Raw genomic sequence first — 16,376 nt, forward strand, 5'->3', positions numbered from 1 at the left:
ACGGCAGAGTGATGAGTACCTGCCGACGACACGGAGCAGACAGCTAATCAAGGTGGCTGATAATGGTAAATGATGAGAAAAGTATCGATTTTGGTACGCTGGTTTCGGAAACACGTCATCCTGCATCCATGAATTTGGATCAGTTGTCCACGTTGGAAATGGTCTCCTTGTTCAATCAGGAAGATCACCGGGTGCCGGAAGCGGTGCGCAAGGTCCTTCCCGCTGTTGCTCAGGCGGTGGATGCGGCTGCAGATTGCCTGAAGGTGGGAGGTCGAATTATTTATCAGGGGGCGGGTACCAGCGGCCGCCTTGGGGTGCTGGACGCATCCGAATGTCCACCTACCTTTGGCGTGCCGCATGGAGTGGTGGTGGGGTTGATTGCCGGCGGACCCGGCGCGTTGCTAAAGGCGGTGGAAGGGGCAGAGGATAACCCCGCACTCGGTGAAGCGGATTTGGTTGCGCTGACGCTGACTTCTCGCGATATCGTCATTGGCATTGCCGCCTCAGGGCGAACACCCTATGTGATTGGTGGTTTACGTTATGCCAGGACGTTAGGTTGCCGTACCGTTGCCATTTCCTGCAATCCCCATTCACCGATTGCACAAGAGGCGGAGATTGCGATTTCTCCGTTGGTGGGGCCTGAAGTGTTAACCGGTTCCACCCGGCTGAAATCCGGTACAGCACAAAAACTGGTATTAAATATGATTTCCACCGGTGCGATGGTACGACTGGGTAAGGTATATCAGAACCTGATGGTGGATGTGAAAGCCACCAACGTAAAACTGGTCGATCGAGCCTGTCGTATTTTGATGGAGGCCACGGGGATTGATCGGGAAACGGCACAGCGGTGTCTGGCGCAAACCGATTATGACGTCAAACCGGCGATAGTCATGGTGGTGGCAGGATGTGATGCACAACAGGCCAGACAACGGTTAGCGCAGAGCGACGGGTACCTGCGTGATGCGTTATATAAAGAAAATGCGAAAAACCAAGGGGAATAATGAGTAGTCCGATGGATGATGAATTCTGGATGCGCCACGCCTTGTCGCTGGCACAACGAGCCTGGGATGAAGGTGAAGTGCCGGTTGGCGCGGTGTTGGTGCAGGGGACTCAGGTGATTGGCGAGGGCTGGAATCGGCCGATCGGTCGTCATGATCCCACTGCCCATGCAGAGATCATGGCATTGCAGCAAGGGGGGCAAGTGTTGCAGAACTATCGCCTGCTAGACACTACCTTGTATATCACGCTGGAGCCATGCGTGATGTGTGCCGGTGCCATGATTCATAGTCGTATCAGTCGACTGGTGTATGGCGCAGCGGATGCCAAGACGGGAGCCGCTGGCTCGCTGGTGGATATTTTGCGTCATCCAGGAATGAATCATCAAATAGCCATAACCGACGGTGTGTTGGCTGAAGAGTGCTCAGAACTGCTGAGTCGTTTTTTCCGTATGCGCCGCCAGCAGCAGCGTGAAGCGCGCGCTGGACGTGATACTTCACATGATACTTCCGCTTGAATGGGGCCGCGCAGAATAACAAGGTCCGAACCGTAGCGACCTGAACCTTATGAACAGGGTTGGCAGGAACCGGTTAGCGGGAGCGTGTGGCGGTCAATTGCTCTGGTGGTATGGCAGGGTAGGCACTGCCAGCCAGTTGTTGTTGTAACGCCCGGCTTTCTTTCTCTGAAAGATACCCCACCAGACTGACCATGTAGCGTCGGATATTTTCCACATAGTCGTAGGCCTCCTGACCACGCGCATAACCGCTGGTGGTTTGGGAGTAGTAGCGTTTTTGGCTCAACATTGGCAGGCGTATTTTAACGTCTGCCCAACTGTCCGGATTTCCCTGCTGTTTTTCTGTCAGCTTACGGGCATCCATCATATGCGCGTACCCCATATTATAGGCTGCCAGCGCAAACCAGATACGTTCGTCCACTGGGATGGTGGCAGGGACTTGCTGCATCATTTGGCTTAAATATCTGGCACCGCCGCGAATGCTTTCCTCTGGATTGAGCCGGTTGACCACATCCAGACTTTCAGCAGTATTGCGCGTCAGCATCATCAAACCACGTACCCCGGTTGGCGAGGTAGCCAGCGGGTTCCAGTGCGATTCCTGATAAGAAATCGCCGCCAGCAGTTTCCAGTCTATTTCCCGGGCGTATTTTTCGAACAGCGGGCGTAAACCCGGCAATGTGTTGTCGATAGCGCTGAGGAACGTGGTGGTATCCACATAGTCGAATTCGCCAACGTGCCCCAGATACTTCTCTTCCAGACGGGCAAGGGTGCCGTCTTCCATCACCTGACTAAAGAAGTCGAGCAGTGCGGCAGAAAGACTGTCATCACGGTTTTGCCGCATATACCAGGTCACCGGCTCTTCGTCGCTGAGATCGAATGACACCGCCAACTGCGGGTGGATTCGCTGCATCAGACCAATGTTGATTGAGTCAGCGATGGTGTAATCCAGTTTCCCCTCCGCTACCTGTTTTAGGAGATCCAGTTCAGAGACATCGGTGGCAACTTCCCAGCTCAGTTGCGGATATTTTTCGGCTTTGAGATCACGTAGGGTAGCGGCATGTGCCGAGCCAGACAGTACGGTCAGTTTGCCCTGTAACTTGTCCAGCGAGGTGGGACGAGCGCTCCCCATACGGTAGACCAGTTGCTGCGATACCGAATAATAGGAAGGTCCCGCCTGGAAGCGGTTCAGACGCTCCTGGTTATAGATGAGGCCTGCCGCCAACAGGTCGGCATTGTCGTTATCCAGATCGCTGAATAAATCGTCAACATTTTGACGCACCGAAACCACCAGCCGCACGCCGAGGTAGTCGGCGAATCGCTTGGCCAGTTCATAATCCAGCCCGGTGGGGGAACCGTTGCTGAGGGTATAGGTCAACGGAGAGGTCACGGTGCTGATGCGTAGCTCGCCACGTGAAAGGATTTGCCTTAACTGGACGTCCTGATGACTGCGCCAGGGAATATTTGGCCACAGTGCCAGCGTCAACAGCAAAGCGATTACCCCGATGAAAACATAATTTATCGTTAAACGCTTCAATGAGTTGTCTCTCGGCGGCCAGTCGGCCTGTCTGTCTGTAACGGCAGTTTCTTATTACGTCTGTCCCAGAGTCGGGGGGCATTTTGCTTAACAAACCGCCAGTGTGCAACTGTTATTCGTTTGTCTATTGTTTGACCACAGAACCTCTGCAATGTTTAACAATCGCTACGCAAACGGTTTCGTCACGCGTCACTATTCTCTATAATAGCCCGCGTTTCCCCCCTGTAGCGCCCTGACGCACTGTCTCCGGTGCCTCGAAGACGAGAGAAATTTAGATGATGGAAATACTGCGTGGTTCACCGGCCTTATCGGCTTTCCGTATCAATAAACTGTTGGCCCGGTGCAAGGAATACCAACTGCCCGTTAGCGACATTTATGCCGAATACGTCCACTTCGCCGATGTGAACGCTCCGCTAAACCATGAAGAACAGTCACGACTGAGCCGCCTGCTGAAGTACGGGCCTTCTCTCGCTGAGCATGAGCCTACCGGGCGGCTGATTCTGGTGACCCCGCGTCCGGGCACCATTTCTCCCTGGTCTTCCAAGGCTACCGACATTGCGCACAATTGTGGCCTGCAGAAAATTCGTCGTCTGGAACGTGGCCTGGCGTTCTACATTCATGCGCCGACATTGAGTGATGCTCAGTGGAAAGAACTGGCTGCACTGCTCCATGACCGCATGATGGAAAGCGTCTTTGACGACCTGCAACAGGCTAACCTGCTGTTCTCTCAGCACCAGCCGACCGCGCTTAAGCGGGTAGAAATTCTGCTGCAGGGCCGTCCGGCGCTGGAGGAGGCCAACCTGCGTTTGGGGCTGGCGCTGGCTGATGACGAAATGGATTATCTGTTGGAGGCCTTTACTAAACTGGGGCGCAATCCAACCGATATCGAACTCTATATGTTTGCTCAGGCGAATTCTGAGCACTGCCGCCATAAAATCTTCAATGCCGATTGGGTCATCAATGGTGAAACACAGTCGAAGTCGCTGTTCAAGATGATCAAAAACACCTTTGAGCATACACCGGACTATGTGTTGTCTGCCTATAAGGACAATGCGGCAGTGATGGAAGGATCGGCTGTGGGCCGTTTCTTCCCTGACCCACAAGGCGCTTATGCCTACCATCAGGAAGAGGCACATATCCTGATGAAGGTGGAAACCCATAACCATCCGACGGCTATTTCACCGTGGCCGGGTGCCGCGACTGGCTCCGGCGGTGAAATCCGAGATGAAGGCGCTACTGGGCGAGGTGCGAAACCGAAAGCTGGTCTGGTCGGGTTCTCGGTATCTAACCTGCGTATTCCCGGTTTTGTTCAGCCCTGGGAGCAGGATTTTGGTAAACCGGACCGCATTGTCAGCGCGTTGGATATCATGACTGATGGCCCACTGGGTGGCGCGGCCTTTAATAACGAATTTGGTCGTCCGGCATTGACCGGCTATTTCCGTACCTATGAAGAAGCGGTAGACAGCCATAACGGCGTTGAAGTACGCGGTTATCACAAACCTATCATGCTGGCAGGTGGGATCGGCAACATCCGTGCGGAACATGTCAAGAAAGGCGAAATTAGCATTGGCGCCAAGTTGATTGTGCTGGGCGGGCCTGCAATGAATATCGGTCTGGGGGGCGGTGCCGCATCGTCTATGGCATCAGGCCAGTCTGACGCGGATCTGGATTTTGCCTCGGTACAACGTGATAACCCGGAAATGGAGCGCCGTTGTCAGGAGGTTATCGATCGCTGCTGGCAGCTTGGCGAGCAGAACCCGATCCTGTTTATCCATGACGTCGGTGCTGGTGGCCTGTCCAACGCCATGCCGGAACTGGTCAGCGACGGTGGCCGTGGTGGTCGTTTCGAACTGCGCGATATTCTGAACGATGAGCCAGGAATGAGCCCGCTGGAAGTCTGGTGCAACGAATCACAGGAACGCTACGTGCTGGCGGTGGCACCGGAACAACTGGCGCTGTTTGATGAAATATGCCACCGTGAGCGCGCGCCTTATGCCGTCATTGGTGAAGCGACGGAAGAACAGCACCTGACACTCAGTGATCGCCACTTCAACAATAAGCCGATCGACATGCCGCTGGACGTACTGCTGGGCAAAACGCCGAAAATGCTGCGTGATGTCGAGCGTAAAGACGTCGAAGGCACCCCACTGAACCGTGAAGGCATTTATCTGGCGGAAGCGGTTGAACGCGTGCTGCACTTGCCTGCGGTGGCGGAGAAAACCTTCCTCATCACCATCGGTGATCGTACGGTGACCGGAATGGTGGCGCGTGACCAAATGGTTGGGCCATGGCAGGTACCGGTGGCGGACTGCGCTGTGACAACTGCCAGCCTGGATAGCTATTACGGTGAAGCGATGTCAATCGGCGAACGTGCGCCGGTGGCATTGCGTAACTTTGCCGCATCGGCACGTCTGGCGGTAGGCGAAGCGCTGACTAACATTGCCGCGACGCATATTGGCGACCTGAAGCGTGTAAAATTGTCTGCCAACTGGATGGCAGCGGCCGGGCATCCGGGCGAAGACGCTGGTTTGTACGAGGCGGTGAAGGCTGTTGGTGAAGAACTCTGTCCGGCGTTGGGACTGACGATTCCGGTGGGTAAAGACTCCATGTCGATGAAAACCCGCTGGCAGGAAAATGGCGAAGATAAATCGGTAACTGCGCCGTTATCGCTGGTGATTTCTGCGTTTGCCCGCGTAGAAGATGTACGCCATACCGTTACACCGCAGTTGCGTACCGACAAAGACAACGTACTGCTGATGATCGATCTGGGTGCCGGACATCACGCATTGGGCGCGACAGCGCTGGCTCAGGTTTATCGTCAACTGGGTCGTAAAACGGCGGATGTGCGTAATCCGGCACAACTGGCTGGCTTCTTCAATGCAATGCAGACATTGGTGGCGAACAAGGCACTGTTGGCATACCACGACCGTTCAGACGGCGGTTTGTTGGTCACGTTGGCTGAAATGGCGTTTGCCGGCCATTGTGGCGTTAAAGCCGACATCAGTTCTATGGGCGAAGATGCGTTGGCCGTGCTCTTCAACGAAGAGCTGGGGGCTGTTATCCAGATAGAAACTGCTCGCCGTGCCGAAGTCGAACAGGTGTTGGCTGAACAAGGTCTGGCAGAGTGCGTGCACTATCTGGGACAGGCTGAAGCGGGCAACCACTTCATCATTCACAGTGGTAACGATGTGGTATATCACGAAAGTCGTACTACGCTGCGTAACTGGTGGGCAGAGACAACCTGGCAAATGCAACGCCTGCGTGATAATCCACAGTGCGCGGATCAAGAGCACCATGCGAAATCTGATGACAACGATCCGGGGCTGAATGTTGCACTGACTTTCGACCTGCGCGAAGACATTGCCGCACCATTTATCAGCCGTCAGGCGCGTCCGAAGGTGGCGGTCTTGCGTGAGCAAGGTGTCAACTCGCATGTAGAAATGGCGGCGGCGTTCCACCGCGCTGGGTTTGATGCCATTGATATTCATATGAGTGATCTGCTGGCTGGTCGCCGTAATCTGCAAGACTTCCAGGCGCTCGTTGCGTGTGGTGGCTTCTCTTACGGTGACGTGCTGGGGGCGGGTGAAGGCTGGGCGAAATCCATTCTATTCAACGATCGGGTGCGTGATGAGTTCGCCGCATTCTTCCTGCGTCCGCAAACGCTGGCGCTGGGGGTCTGTAACGGTTGTCAGATGATGTCCAACCTGCGTGAGCTGATCCCAGGGGCAGAGCACTGGCCGCGTTTTGTTCGTAATAAATCTGACCGGTTTGAAGCGCGTTTCAGCCTGGTGGAAGTGACCAGCAGCCCATCATTGTTCCTGCAGGATATGGCGGGTTCCCGTATGCCGATCGCTGTATCGCATGGCGAAGGTCGTGTAGAAGTCCGTGACGACAGTCATTTGTCTGCGCTGGAACAGCATCAGTTGGTGGCACTGCGTTACGTGAATAATTATGGTCAGGCAACGGAAGATTACCCGGCTAACCCGAACGGATCGCCGAACGGTATCACGGCGGTGACCAGCGTGAGTGGACGCGCCACGGTGATGATGCCACACCCGGAACGCGTGTTCCGTACCGTGAGTAACTCATGGCACCCGGAAGAGTGGGGCGAAGATAGCCCGTGGATGCGTATGTTCCGTAATGCTCGCCGCCAGTTGGGGTGATGTGTTCACATACTCTGTTGATAAGAAAGGGGCTTTGGCCCCTTTCTTTTTTTGTCTCAAATCAGCGACAACGGCATGATAGCTTGTCTCCAAAAGGTGACATTTATTCTATTGATTCTAAAATATTATTTTTAATGGGCATTGGGGTGTCTTTTTTTAGCGACAAAAAGGCCTGATTTCACTGAATAGCGGAAGAATAATGGGAACAGTTCAGGCCGTATTTTTAATATCTTCGCTGTGTTGTTTTTATTTTTTCTTTTATTTCAATAAATTGGTGATTTTTGTTGATAACTGGCACGATGAGTGCATAATGGGTGCGCTGCTCATTCAACTGGTTATGATGCCAATCTAACAGACATGCTCATAACACCCGGAATGATGCCAAAAGATAAGGTGCCTATCGTCCAACATTATTGATAACTGCCTTTGGGCTTTATCAGACATCGGGCGACACGTTGAGTGAGGCACCGCCTATTCAGAGACCCGGTCAGACAGTTACTGTGTGACCGGGTTTTGTTTTTAGGGCGACGTCACTGTGTCACTCCCAGCGCCTATTGTGCGCTCGTTCCTTTCTGGCTACCGCATGTTGCAAGGTTGCATGGCATGATTGCGGCCGTCTTCCCAGGATATTGATGGTCTGCATTTGAGCTGATACTGATAACGCGTACAATGGCGGGCGAGGTATCAGACGGTGTACTTTCGCAGGTAACGATATGATTTCGTTGAAACGTTGGCGTTTTTTTCCACGCTCTTTGCGGCAATTGGTCATCATGGCATTCCTGCTGGTGTTGTTGCCGTTGCTGGTATTGGCTTATCAGGCCTATGAGAGTTTGGATCACCTCAGTGAACAGGCGGCGGGGATCAATAGCACCACACTGGCTGATGCACGGCGCAGCGAAGCCATGACCAGTACGGCTATCAGCATGGAGCGCAGTTATCGTCAGTTCTGCGTGCTGGGCGATCAGACCTTGTCGCAGCTGTATCAAAATCAGCGTAAGCAGTATTCCCAGATGCTGGATGTGCATGCGCCGATTTTGCCTGACCCTTCTTATTATCAAAACCTGCGGCAATACCTGACGGAACTGACCGATATCCGTTGCCAGAACAACGGCCCGGCAGCCGCGTCTATTACCGTACTGGATAACTTCTCTCGTACCAATGCTCAGATGGTACAAGCCACACGTGAAGTCATTTTCTCACGAGGACAGCAGTTGCAGCAGGATATTGCTGAGCGTGGCCGTTTCTTCGGCTGGCAGGCACTGGTGTTGTTTCTGGTCAGTGTGCTGTTGGTGGTGCTGTTTACCCGTATGATCATCGGGCCGGTGAAAGGCGTCGAGAGAATGATTAATCGGCTGGGGGAAGGTCGTCCGCTAGGTCAGCTCGTCAATTTTAGGGGGCCGACGGAAATTCGCTCCCTGGCACAGCGGATCATTTGGTTAAGTGAGCGCCTTTCCTGGCTTGAAGCGCAACGTCATGAGTTTTTGCGTCATTTGTCCCATGAGCTAAAAACGCCTCTGGCGAGCCTGCGTGAAGGCGCGGCGTTATTGGCTGATGAGGTGGTGGGCACGCTGACGGACGACCAGAAAGAGGTGGTCGCGATTCTGGATAATAGTAGCCGCCACTTGCAGCAACTGATCGAACAATTGCTCGACTACAACCGTAAACTGGCGGATGCACCGGCTGGACTGGAGCAGGTAGATGTCAACGACATCGTGAATATGGTGGTTGCCGCTCATAGCCTACCGGCTCGCAGCAAGCTGATGCAAACGCATGTCGAATTGAATGTGAAGACGTGTCGGGCGGAAACGACATTATTGATGCGGGTGATGGATAATCTCTATTCCAATGCGGTGCACTATGGTCAGGAATCCGGTAACATTTGGATCCGCAGCCGCCAGATAGAGAACCGGGTTCAGATTGACGTCGCTAACAGCGGTACTCCCATTCCTGAATCAGACAAAAGTATGATCTTTGAACCTTTTTATCAGGGAGCCCACCAGCGTAAAGGTGCGGTAAAAGGCAGTGGTCTGGGGTTAAGCATTGCACAGGATTGTATCCGCCGCATGCAGGGTGAACTGAATCTGGTGGCGGTGGAGTATGCCGATGTCTGTTTCCGTATTGAATTACCATTAAACACTGAGAATTAACCATGATTGCACGGTTGTTGAGCCTTCTGCCGTTACGAAGCCTGGTGGTGCTGTTACCTGGCCTGGAGGTGATTGCCGCGCTGAAAAAACTGCTGACCGGTTTGCCCTTGCTGTTTTTGCTTGCCGGTTGTGCTCAGGACAGTGATAACCCCCCTGTTGGTCGGCGAGAGGCTGAAATCGTCAGCCCGCCTAAAGCACAAGTTGCAGACTATCGCACCATGCCATGTGAGCAGGTGTGGCAGCTTCACAACACCGAGGCGATGAATAATGCGCTGTACTGGTTGCGCGTCATGGAGTGTGCTTCACGTATGACGCCGATGCAGGCCCGGCAACAGACGCTGCTGGTCGGTGAAAATGACTGGAGTGGGTTATTCCGTCAGGCCATCTTGCTCGACAATGCCGAAACCACCCCGCAAGAACGTCAGCAGATTATTGAACAACTGAATCGTCAGCGGTTGAATGTGCCGCTGACGTTATTGCCGCTGTTTCAGGTCTGGCTGGATAAACAGAATCTGATATTGACCCTGGCGGATGAGCGCCAGCGTTTTCAGCGTACGCTGGAAAACAGCGATAAACAGCTGGAAGCGATGCACGAGCAGCAGACGCAATTACAGTCACAACTGGAAACCACAACGCGTAAGCTGGAAAATTTGACCGATATTGAACGCCAACTGTCATCGCGTAAACCGACACAGGGGGATTTGCCTGATGGTGAAAGCCGTCGGGGGAAAAGCGCTGAGAGTGAAACACCGCCTGCTGTGGCGAAAAAAGGAATGAAAAGCGAATGACCACCAGAAAATCCGCCACCTTGCTGTTAGTAGACGATGATCCCAGTCTGTTGAAATTACTGGGGATGCGTCTGACCAGCGAGGGATTTACCGTGATTACGGCAACCAGTGGTCTGGAAGCGCTGCGATTGCTGCTGCGGGAAAAAATTGATCTGGTGATCAGCGACTTGCGCATGGATGAAATGGATGGATTGGCGTTGTTTGCTGAAATTCAGAAGAATCAGCCGGGCATGCCAGTGATCATTCTAACCGCTCACGGGTCTATTCCTGAAGCGGTGGCGGCAACACAGCAAGGGGTGTTCAGTTTTCTGACGAAACCGGTCGACCGTGATGCGTTGTATAAAGCGATTGATGATGCGCTCAAGCTTTCACCGCCAACTAGCGATGAAAGCTGGCGCGCCGCGGTAGTGACACGTAGCCCAATTATGCAACGTCTGCTCGAACAAGCCAAAATGGTGGCTCAGTCAGATGTCAGCGTGTTGATTAACGGCCAGAGTGGTACGGGGAAAGAAGTTCTGGCACAGGCGATTCATGCCGCCAGCCCGCGTGCGGGACGGCCATTTATCGCCATCAACTGCGGTGCGTTGCCGGAGCCTCTGCTGGAATCTGAATTGTTCGGCCATGCCAGAGGCGCTTTTACCGGTGCTGTCAGCCAGCGCGAAGGGTTATTTCAGGCGGCGGAAGGCGGGACGCTGTTTCTGGATGAAATCGGTGATATGCCGCTGGCACTGCAGGTGAAGCTGCTACGTGTGTTGCAAGAGCGCAAGGTCAGGCCACTGGGAAGTAACCGGGATCAGGATATCAATGTGCGGATCATCTCCGCTACGCATCGGGATTTGCCCAAGGCGATGGAAAAAGGCGAGTTCCGTGAGGATCTTTACTACCGCCTTAATGTGGTGAATCTCAAACTTCCGGCATTGAATGAACGCGCAGAAGATATTCCGCTGTTGGCGAACCATTTGCTGCGTGAAGCCGCGACCCGGCATAAGCCTTTTGTGCGCAGCTTTTCGACTGATGCCATGAAACGCTTGATGGCGGCCAGTTGGCCTGGCAACGTGCGGCAACTGGTCAATGTCATTGAGCAATGCGTCGCGCTGACCAGTGCGCCGGTCATTGGTGACGCACTGGTAGAACAGGCGCTGGAAGGGGAAAATACGGCGTTACCTACGTTTGCTGAAGCGCGTAACCAATTTGAGCTCAATTATCTGCGAAAATTGCTGCAAATTGCGAAAGGCAACGTCACGCAGGCCGCACGTATGGCCGGGCGTAACCGTACCGAATTTTACAAATTGTTGGCGCGGCACGAACTGGACGCCAACGATTTTAAAGAATAGTGTTAAGTTATTGTGAATTGCATGGCCGATCATGATTTCGCCGTGCTGGCTCTTGCCGCTACATAGTGATGATTAGGATTTCACCATGAAAAAAATTGATGCGATTATTAAACCGTTCAAACTGGATGATGTACGCGAGGCGTTAGCTGAAGTCGGCATCACCGGGATGACCGTAACAGAAGTAAAAGGATTCGGGCGCCAGAAAGGCCATACCGAACTGTACCGTGGTGCGGAATACATGGTGGACTTTCTGCCGAAAGTAAAAATCGAGATCGTGGTGTCTGACGATATCGTGGATACCTGTGTGGAAACGATCATGAATACGGCACAGACCGGTAAGATCGGTGATGGCAAGATCTTTGTGTTTGATGTAGCCCGCGTGATCCGTATCCGTACCGGTGAAGAGGATGAAACCGCTATCTGACCGGTTACTTTCGATGTGCCGAAAGTAAAACAGCCAGCCGTTATCGGCTGGCTGTTTGGTATCAGCAATAAGGTAATCGGTCAGGGGAGTGTTGGCGTCCAGTCACCCAGTACTTTGCTTTGGGTGTACTCTGCTGCCTGCGCGTCGGTCAACTGCCGACGAGCTGAGCTTTTTGCTGCACCAGCACCATAAGACTTGTACTCGAAGAAACGGGAGTCTTCCGGATAGAACCAGATGGTATTACCGTCTTTGTCTTTGCCAGACATCTTGTCCCAGCCGTAAATATGGTTATCCATGCTGGTGTTCAGGAATACCGTCTGTCCAATGGCGTTCGGGTCCGCGTAACGTCCATCAGAGAAGGTCGTTGTTGGATGCCAGGGACGTCCCAGCCCATAGCTCTGCGCCGGAACCGAGTCGCTTTCTTTAATTACGCGGCTGTTGGTGATCACCAGACCATACTTCTGGTTGATGTTGGTGCTGGGCGCGGTCAGGTAGCCAGAAACGCCGCTTTTCACATCGGCGCGGTAGCGTGAAACCAGATCGCAGTTATTGAACAAGGCCGTGCCGTCGCCAAAGATAAAGTCAACGGTGCCGCTGATTCGACAGTCGGAGAAGAAGCTGCGCCCGCCAGACACATACAGCGTGTCCTGATAGCCGACCAGGCTCACATCGTTAAAGTAAGCGCGGTCGCCGCTTTTGGTCACGTAAAGCGCAACGGCCTGAGTATCCTTGATTTTCGTGCTGTCACTGTCACTTTTTGCCTGGTTGGCCGGGAAATCAAAGTCGTTGCGGATAGTCAGTGATTGGGCGCTGAAATCTTTGGCGCTGATGGTCACCGTGCTACTGCCTGCTGTTCCCCATTTGCTGCCGTCCGACTTCAGCGTTCCTGCGGCTATCGCTGCGGCGATAACGGTGCCGTTACGACTTTCCCCTTTCAGATGCAGGTTATTACGGGTAATGGTCAGGCGCTCGTTATAGACGCCATTTTTGATCAGAATGACAAATGACGAGCTGCCAGCCGGTGCGCTGGCGATAGCATCGGCGATAGTTTTAAACGTTTTGCCGTCGCTGGTGGTTTTCGACACCACGGCATTGTAGGTGGTGGCGGCCTGAGCCTGATGAACGCTGAGGGCGACCATCAACGACAGCGCAAGGGTTCCAGAGAGCGTTTTTAACATACACATATTCCTTTAGTGGTAGGTGATAGAAGTCCAGATGTTTTATGAACAGATAACATCCAATAAAACGTTGCTTTGCCTAAAACGTGATTTCTCCGTGTTACTGAGCAGTTGCCTGCAACTTACCGGCCAATTCCCGTAATGAAGGGGTCGCTTTGATCTGGCCTGCGACTATCGCCGCGACCGCCTGCGCGCCTTTCTGCTGGAAATGGGTGGTATCAGGTTGGGTCAGGCTGCCAGCCTGATTACGGTAATAAGGGTAGCGATCTGGATCGACGGCCAGCCAGTATTGTTGCCACTGCTGTCCATCACCTTGATTCGCCAGTACCAGTGTTGCGGTTTCTACATCCAATAGCGGTACCTTGTTCTTGCTGGCGGTATCGCGGATGGTCTGGCTGTAATCGCCAACAAAGGCATAACCGCCAGCTTTGTTCTGTTTTGTCAGATGACTGTGAACCGCCGGTGTTCCATTTTTTCCGTCAGCGTTTTTAACTCGAGCCGTTGGGGTCAACAACACCGGCATCATACGATGCGCCCGTGCGTAATGGATGTAGCGTTCCAGCGAAATCTGGAACGACATATCCGGTTTACCTTGTGGGTACTGCGGTTTGCCATCCGCGCTGTTGGGGTAGGTGCAAAGGTTGGCGACATCGGCGGCTCCGCGAACGGCTTTCTGACTATCGCAGTTTTGATCGTTATGTCCCATACCGATGAACAGGTAATCACCTGGCCGCATGAATGGCTCCATCTGACGGAACCACCCTTCGTAATAAAAATCGCGTGAACTGCGTCCTGAACGAGCACCGTTGACGACGGCGACATGGCTGTCTGGACGCAGTTGTTGTTCAAACACCTGTCCCCAGCCCATACGCGGAAAGCGCGCTTTCTCGTAGGTTGCCGCCGTTGAGTCGCTCACAATGAAAATACGGGTGCGAGCCTGTTCCAGCGCTTTGCGCTGCTGGCTGGCACTGGCGAGATCCAAGGGTTCATAACTGCCGGAGGCGTTTAGTCCGACAATCGGGTGGAACCCAATATCGGTCAGTACCGTGTGACCAGCCTCGCCGCTATCATTGTGATAATTACGGGCATGGTTAGTTACCTGGAGGATCTTCGTAAAGGCCGGTGTCAGGGAGTTCGGATAGGTTAATGGATCGAACTGGGTGGGGTCGGGAATGCCCGCCTGTTTCAGTGCATCATCAAACCCGGTATGGAATTCACGATAAGCGGTTTCCCAGGAGGCGACTGACAAGGGTGGCAGCGTGGTGGCATTGAGCAGTTGCTGCGGGCCAATATAACCGGCCGACGCGGCGACGTCAGATAAAATACGATCGGTCAGCGGATTGATATTGATTCGATTTTCATGACCGTCACGCAACTGAGGTACCAGTGCGCCCAGGCAAACGGCGCGAAGCTGATTACTCGTCAGGCAATTTTGTCCACCGGCTTCAATGACGGACAGGCGTAGCGGTGTGACCATTGAAGAGACATCGGCATAAAATCGCCCCTGGATATCGGTTTTCAGGCTGTGCTCTGCGCCACGCTGGTCTTTGATAAGCAAGGTGGCTGGAAAGCGTATGTCACGATACATCACCTGACCGCTAATCAGCGTGTTGGGAGCAAGTGTCGTGCCAGTCAACACCGGCTGCGTGGAAGGCGACGGGGTGTCCGGTACGGTGACTGCAGCCAGCACAAAAGCAGAGGGCATACAACAAAGCAGCGTGCTGAGAAAAAGCGTCCGTTGCCAGGTAGTGGTAAACATGGTAGTGACCTCTTCTGCCTGCGATTGATGCAATAAGCGGCCACTCGATGGAGTGGCCGCTGTTGTCGGCAAGGGAATTACAGTTTGCCGTAGCCTGCGCTGCTGGTGATGGTGTTAGCCAGGCTGCTTGTCATGCTCTGAACCGAATATTTGTACGGCAGAGTGGGTTTGTAAGTGGTAAAGCTGCAGTTGTTTAACCCGGCCGCGCCACCATTAATCAGTGAACCATTGTCAGAGAGCACTTTGCTGTTGAAAGACTTCACTACATCACAATTTGATTTCAAATTAGAGATGTTGAAGTAGTTACCTTCAGACAGAATGCTGCCGCTGGTGCCCAGACCAAAGCTATACAAGTAGCGATAAACCTTCGCGTTCACGTCGCCCAGATAGACGTTGTTGTAAGCGTGGATGCTACCAAAGCGCACACGCGGAGTACGCTCGGTTACGCGGTCAAACACGTTGTTGTGGAAGGTAACGCGCAGTTTGCCGGAATCTTGTGAACCGTTACTGTCGCTGTGGCCGATCAGAATGGTTTTGTCGTGCAGTTCGAAACGGCTGTTGGAAACGGTAACGTAGTCAGAGCCTTTCTTGATATCCAGTGCACCGTCATGCTGCACATAGGTTTCGCCATCTTTGGTGGTGTATTTGTCGTCGGTGAAGCTGCCATCGCTGATGGTGACATGGTCAACCCAGACGTTGGTTGAGTTATCGATAACGGATGCATCCCACTCGGCGTTCCAGCCATCACCGGTTTCATAATGCGGTGCGACGTCTACCGGCGTTTCGATATACAGGTTACGCAGGATAACGTTTTTTACGCCCTTGATAACCAGCGAACCGTTGGTGAATTTACCATTGCTGCCGATACCGATAATGGTGGTATTGGACGGAATGCTGAGCTGGCTGCGGGCCTTCTGGTCGTCAAAGCTGGTGTAGGCTTTGCCGCCGCTGATATCAATCGCGCCGGTTACCTGAATGATTTTGGGGTCGGAATCTGAGCCGTTCAGCGCGGCTTTAAATTCGCTGATACTTTTCACGGCATAAATTTTGGCTGATGCCGCTTTAGCACCGCCAGTCGTACCGCCGTTTTGTGTCGCCCAGCCGGTGGAAGCGGCTTCGGTCGCTTTGCTGGTTTGCAAAGCTGCGGCGTGAGCAGCGGAAGTCACCATCGCAGTAGCAATGATCGCTGCCAGTAAACTTTTTTTTCCTGCAGAAGACACACGAGAGTTATTCATAGACCGTTTCCTTGCGCTGTAGGCGCTAATCCAAAGTGTATTATTTAAAATCGAAAAACCGTTTGTGAAAAAATGAAATGCCATTTTGTCCTTCGGCAAGGCGGATTTTTAAGCATTTTTGATTGTGTTTTTTGAGATCAAAATCTCGTTTTTTTTATGAGACTTATTAATTTTGTCTAAAGTGTGATCGAGACCGGTAACTTTTGCTAATAGATGTTGAATTAATTTTTCCATTAAATTCAGTGATATACTTTGGTGTTTTTGTCTGTGGCAAATGATGAGAAGTGAGATAAGTAATACCAAA

The 16,376-nt window shown here is 53.0% G+C and carries 11 protein-coding genes; 7 read left to right on the top strand and 4 right to left on the bottom strand.

Going from position 1 to position 16,376, the window contains the following annotated elements:
- The first annotated feature begins 62 nt into the window (after positions 1-62).
- Together murQ and tadA are read left to right on the top strand one after the other, a co-directional pair.
- Positions 63-1,001 carry an N-acetylmuramic acid 6-phosphate etherase gene (gene murQ / locus FGI04_RS03095; protein ID WP_342700177.1) on the top strand — a complete coding sequence of 313 codons (939 nt, stop codon included), beginning with the start codon at positions 63-65 and terminating at the stop codon, positions 999-1,001.
- A complete protein-coding gene (gene tadA / locus FGI04_RS03100; protein WP_342700178.1) occupies positions 1,001-1,513 on the top strand; it encodes a tRNA adenosine(34) deaminase TadA in 513 nt (170 codons plus the stop codon). Before murQ ends, tadA begins: the two co-directional genes overlap by 1 nt.
- 73 nt (positions 1,514-1,586) lie before the next feature.
- On the opposite strand, the gene mltF is transcribed toward tadA, so the two are convergent.
- Positions 1,587-3,044 carry a membrane-bound lytic murein transglycosylase MltF gene (mltF, locus tag FGI04_RS03105; RefSeq protein WP_407336218.1) on the bottom strand — a complete coding sequence of 486 codons (1,458 nt, stop codon included), beginning with the start codon at positions 3,042-3,044 and terminating at the stop codon, positions 1,587-1,589.
- Between the two features lie 275 nt (positions 3,045-3,319).
- Between mltF and purL the strand changes: the two genes are divergently transcribed.
- From purL to glnB, 5 genes are all read left to right on the top strand, one after another.
- Complete coding sequence (gene purL, locus FGI04_RS03110) at positions 3,320-7,207, top strand: phosphoribosylformylglycinamidine synthase (protein ID WP_498067678.1); 3,888 nt, start codon at positions 3,320-3,322, stop codon at positions 7,205-7,207.
- A gap of 713 nt (positions 7,208-7,920) precedes the next feature.
- Complete coding sequence (locus FGI04_RS03115; RefSeq protein WP_407336219.1) at positions 7,921-9,354, top strand: sensor histidine kinase; 1,434 nt, start codon at positions 7,921-7,923, stop codon at positions 9,352-9,354.
- A gap of 2 nt (positions 9,355-9,356) precedes the next feature.
- On the top strand, positions 9,357-10,142 hold the full coding sequence (qseG, locus tag FGI04_RS03120; RefSeq protein WP_407336220.1) for a two-component system QseEF-associated lipoprotein QseG: 786 nt from the start codon (positions 9,357-9,359) through the stop codon (positions 10,140-10,142).
- A complete protein-coding gene (glrR, locus tag FGI04_RS03125; RefSeq protein WP_342700182.1) occupies positions 10,139-11,476 on the top strand; it encodes a two-component system response regulator GlrR in 1,338 nt (445 codons plus the stop codon). Before qseG ends, glrR begins: the two co-directional genes overlap by 4 nt.
- A gap of 85 nt (positions 11,477-11,561) precedes the next feature.
- Positions 11,562-11,900 carry a nitrogen regulatory protein P-II gene (glnB, locus tag FGI04_RS03130; RefSeq protein ID WP_012768836.1) on the top strand — a complete coding sequence of 113 codons (339 nt, stop codon included), beginning with the start codon at positions 11,562-11,564 and terminating at the stop codon, positions 11,898-11,900.
- A gap of 80 nt (positions 11,901-11,980) precedes the next feature.
- On the opposite strand, the gene pemA is transcribed toward glnB, so the two are convergent.
- The 3 genes from pemA to FGI04_RS03145 all read right to left on the bottom strand — a co-directional run bounded on the left by pemA (position 11,981) and on the right by FGI04_RS03145 (position 16,072).
- Positions 11,981-13,078, bottom strand: coding sequence for a pectinesterase PemA (pemA, locus tag FGI04_RS03135; RefSeq protein WP_407336221.1), 1,098 nt, complete (start codon positions 13,076-13,078; stop codon positions 11,981-11,983).
- A 100-nt stretch (positions 13,079-13,178) separates the two neighbouring features.
- Positions 13,179-14,837 (bottom strand): pectin acetylesterase PaeY, encoded by a 1,659-nt coding sequence (gene paeY / locus FGI04_RS03140; RefSeq protein ID WP_407336222.1) that lies wholly within the window; start codon positions 14,835-14,837, stop codon positions 13,179-13,181.
- 77 nt (positions 14,838-14,914) lie between these two features.
- Positions 14,915-16,072, bottom strand: coding sequence for a polysaccharide lyase (locus FGI04_RS03145; protein WP_407336223.1), 1,158 nt, complete (start codon positions 16,070-16,072; stop codon positions 14,915-14,917).
- Between the last annotated feature and the right edge of the window lie 304 nt (positions 16,073-16,376).

The organism is Dickeya ananatis (assembly GCF_019464615.1).
Lineage (GTDB): Bacteria > Pseudomonadota > Gammaproteobacteria > Enterobacterales > Enterobacteriaceae > Dickeya > Dickeya oryzae.

Coding starts and splice junctions, on each gene's coding strand:
- glnB (WP_012768836.1), top strand. CDS start 11,562: ATGAAAAAAATTGATGCGATTATTAAACCGTTCAAACTGGATGATGTA.
- FGI04_RS03115 (WP_407336219.1), top strand. CDS start 7,921: ATGATTTCGTTGAAACGTTGGCGTTTTTTTCCACGCTCTTTGCGGCAA.
- glrR (WP_342700182.1), top strand. CDS start 10,139: ATGACCACCAGAAAATCCGCCACCTTGCTGTTAGTAGACGATGATCCC.
- tadA (WP_342700178.1), top strand. CDS start 1,001: ATGAGTAGTCCGATGGATGATGAATTCTGGATGCGCCACGCCTTGTCG.
- qseG (WP_407336220.1), top strand. CDS start 9,357: ATGATTGCACGGTTGTTGAGCCTTCTGCCGTTACGAAGCCTGGTGGTG.
- murQ (WP_342700177.1), top strand. CDS start 63: ATGGTAAATGATGAGAAAAGTATCGATTTTGGTACGCTGGTTTCGGAA.
- paeY (WP_407336222.1), bottom strand. CDS start 14,837: ATGTTTACCACTACCTGGCAACGGACGCTTTTTCTCAGCACGCTGCTT.
- FGI04_RS03145 (WP_407336223.1), bottom strand. CDS start 16,072: ATGAATAACTCTCGTGTGTCTTCTGCAGGAAAAAAAAGTTTACTGGCA.
- pemA (WP_407336221.1), bottom strand. CDS start 13,078: ATGTTAAAAACGCTCTCTGGAACCCTTGCGCTGTCGTTGATGGTCGCC.
- purL (WP_498067678.1), top strand. CDS start 3,320: ATGATGGAAATACTGCGTGGTTCACCGGCCTTATCGGCTTTCCGTATC.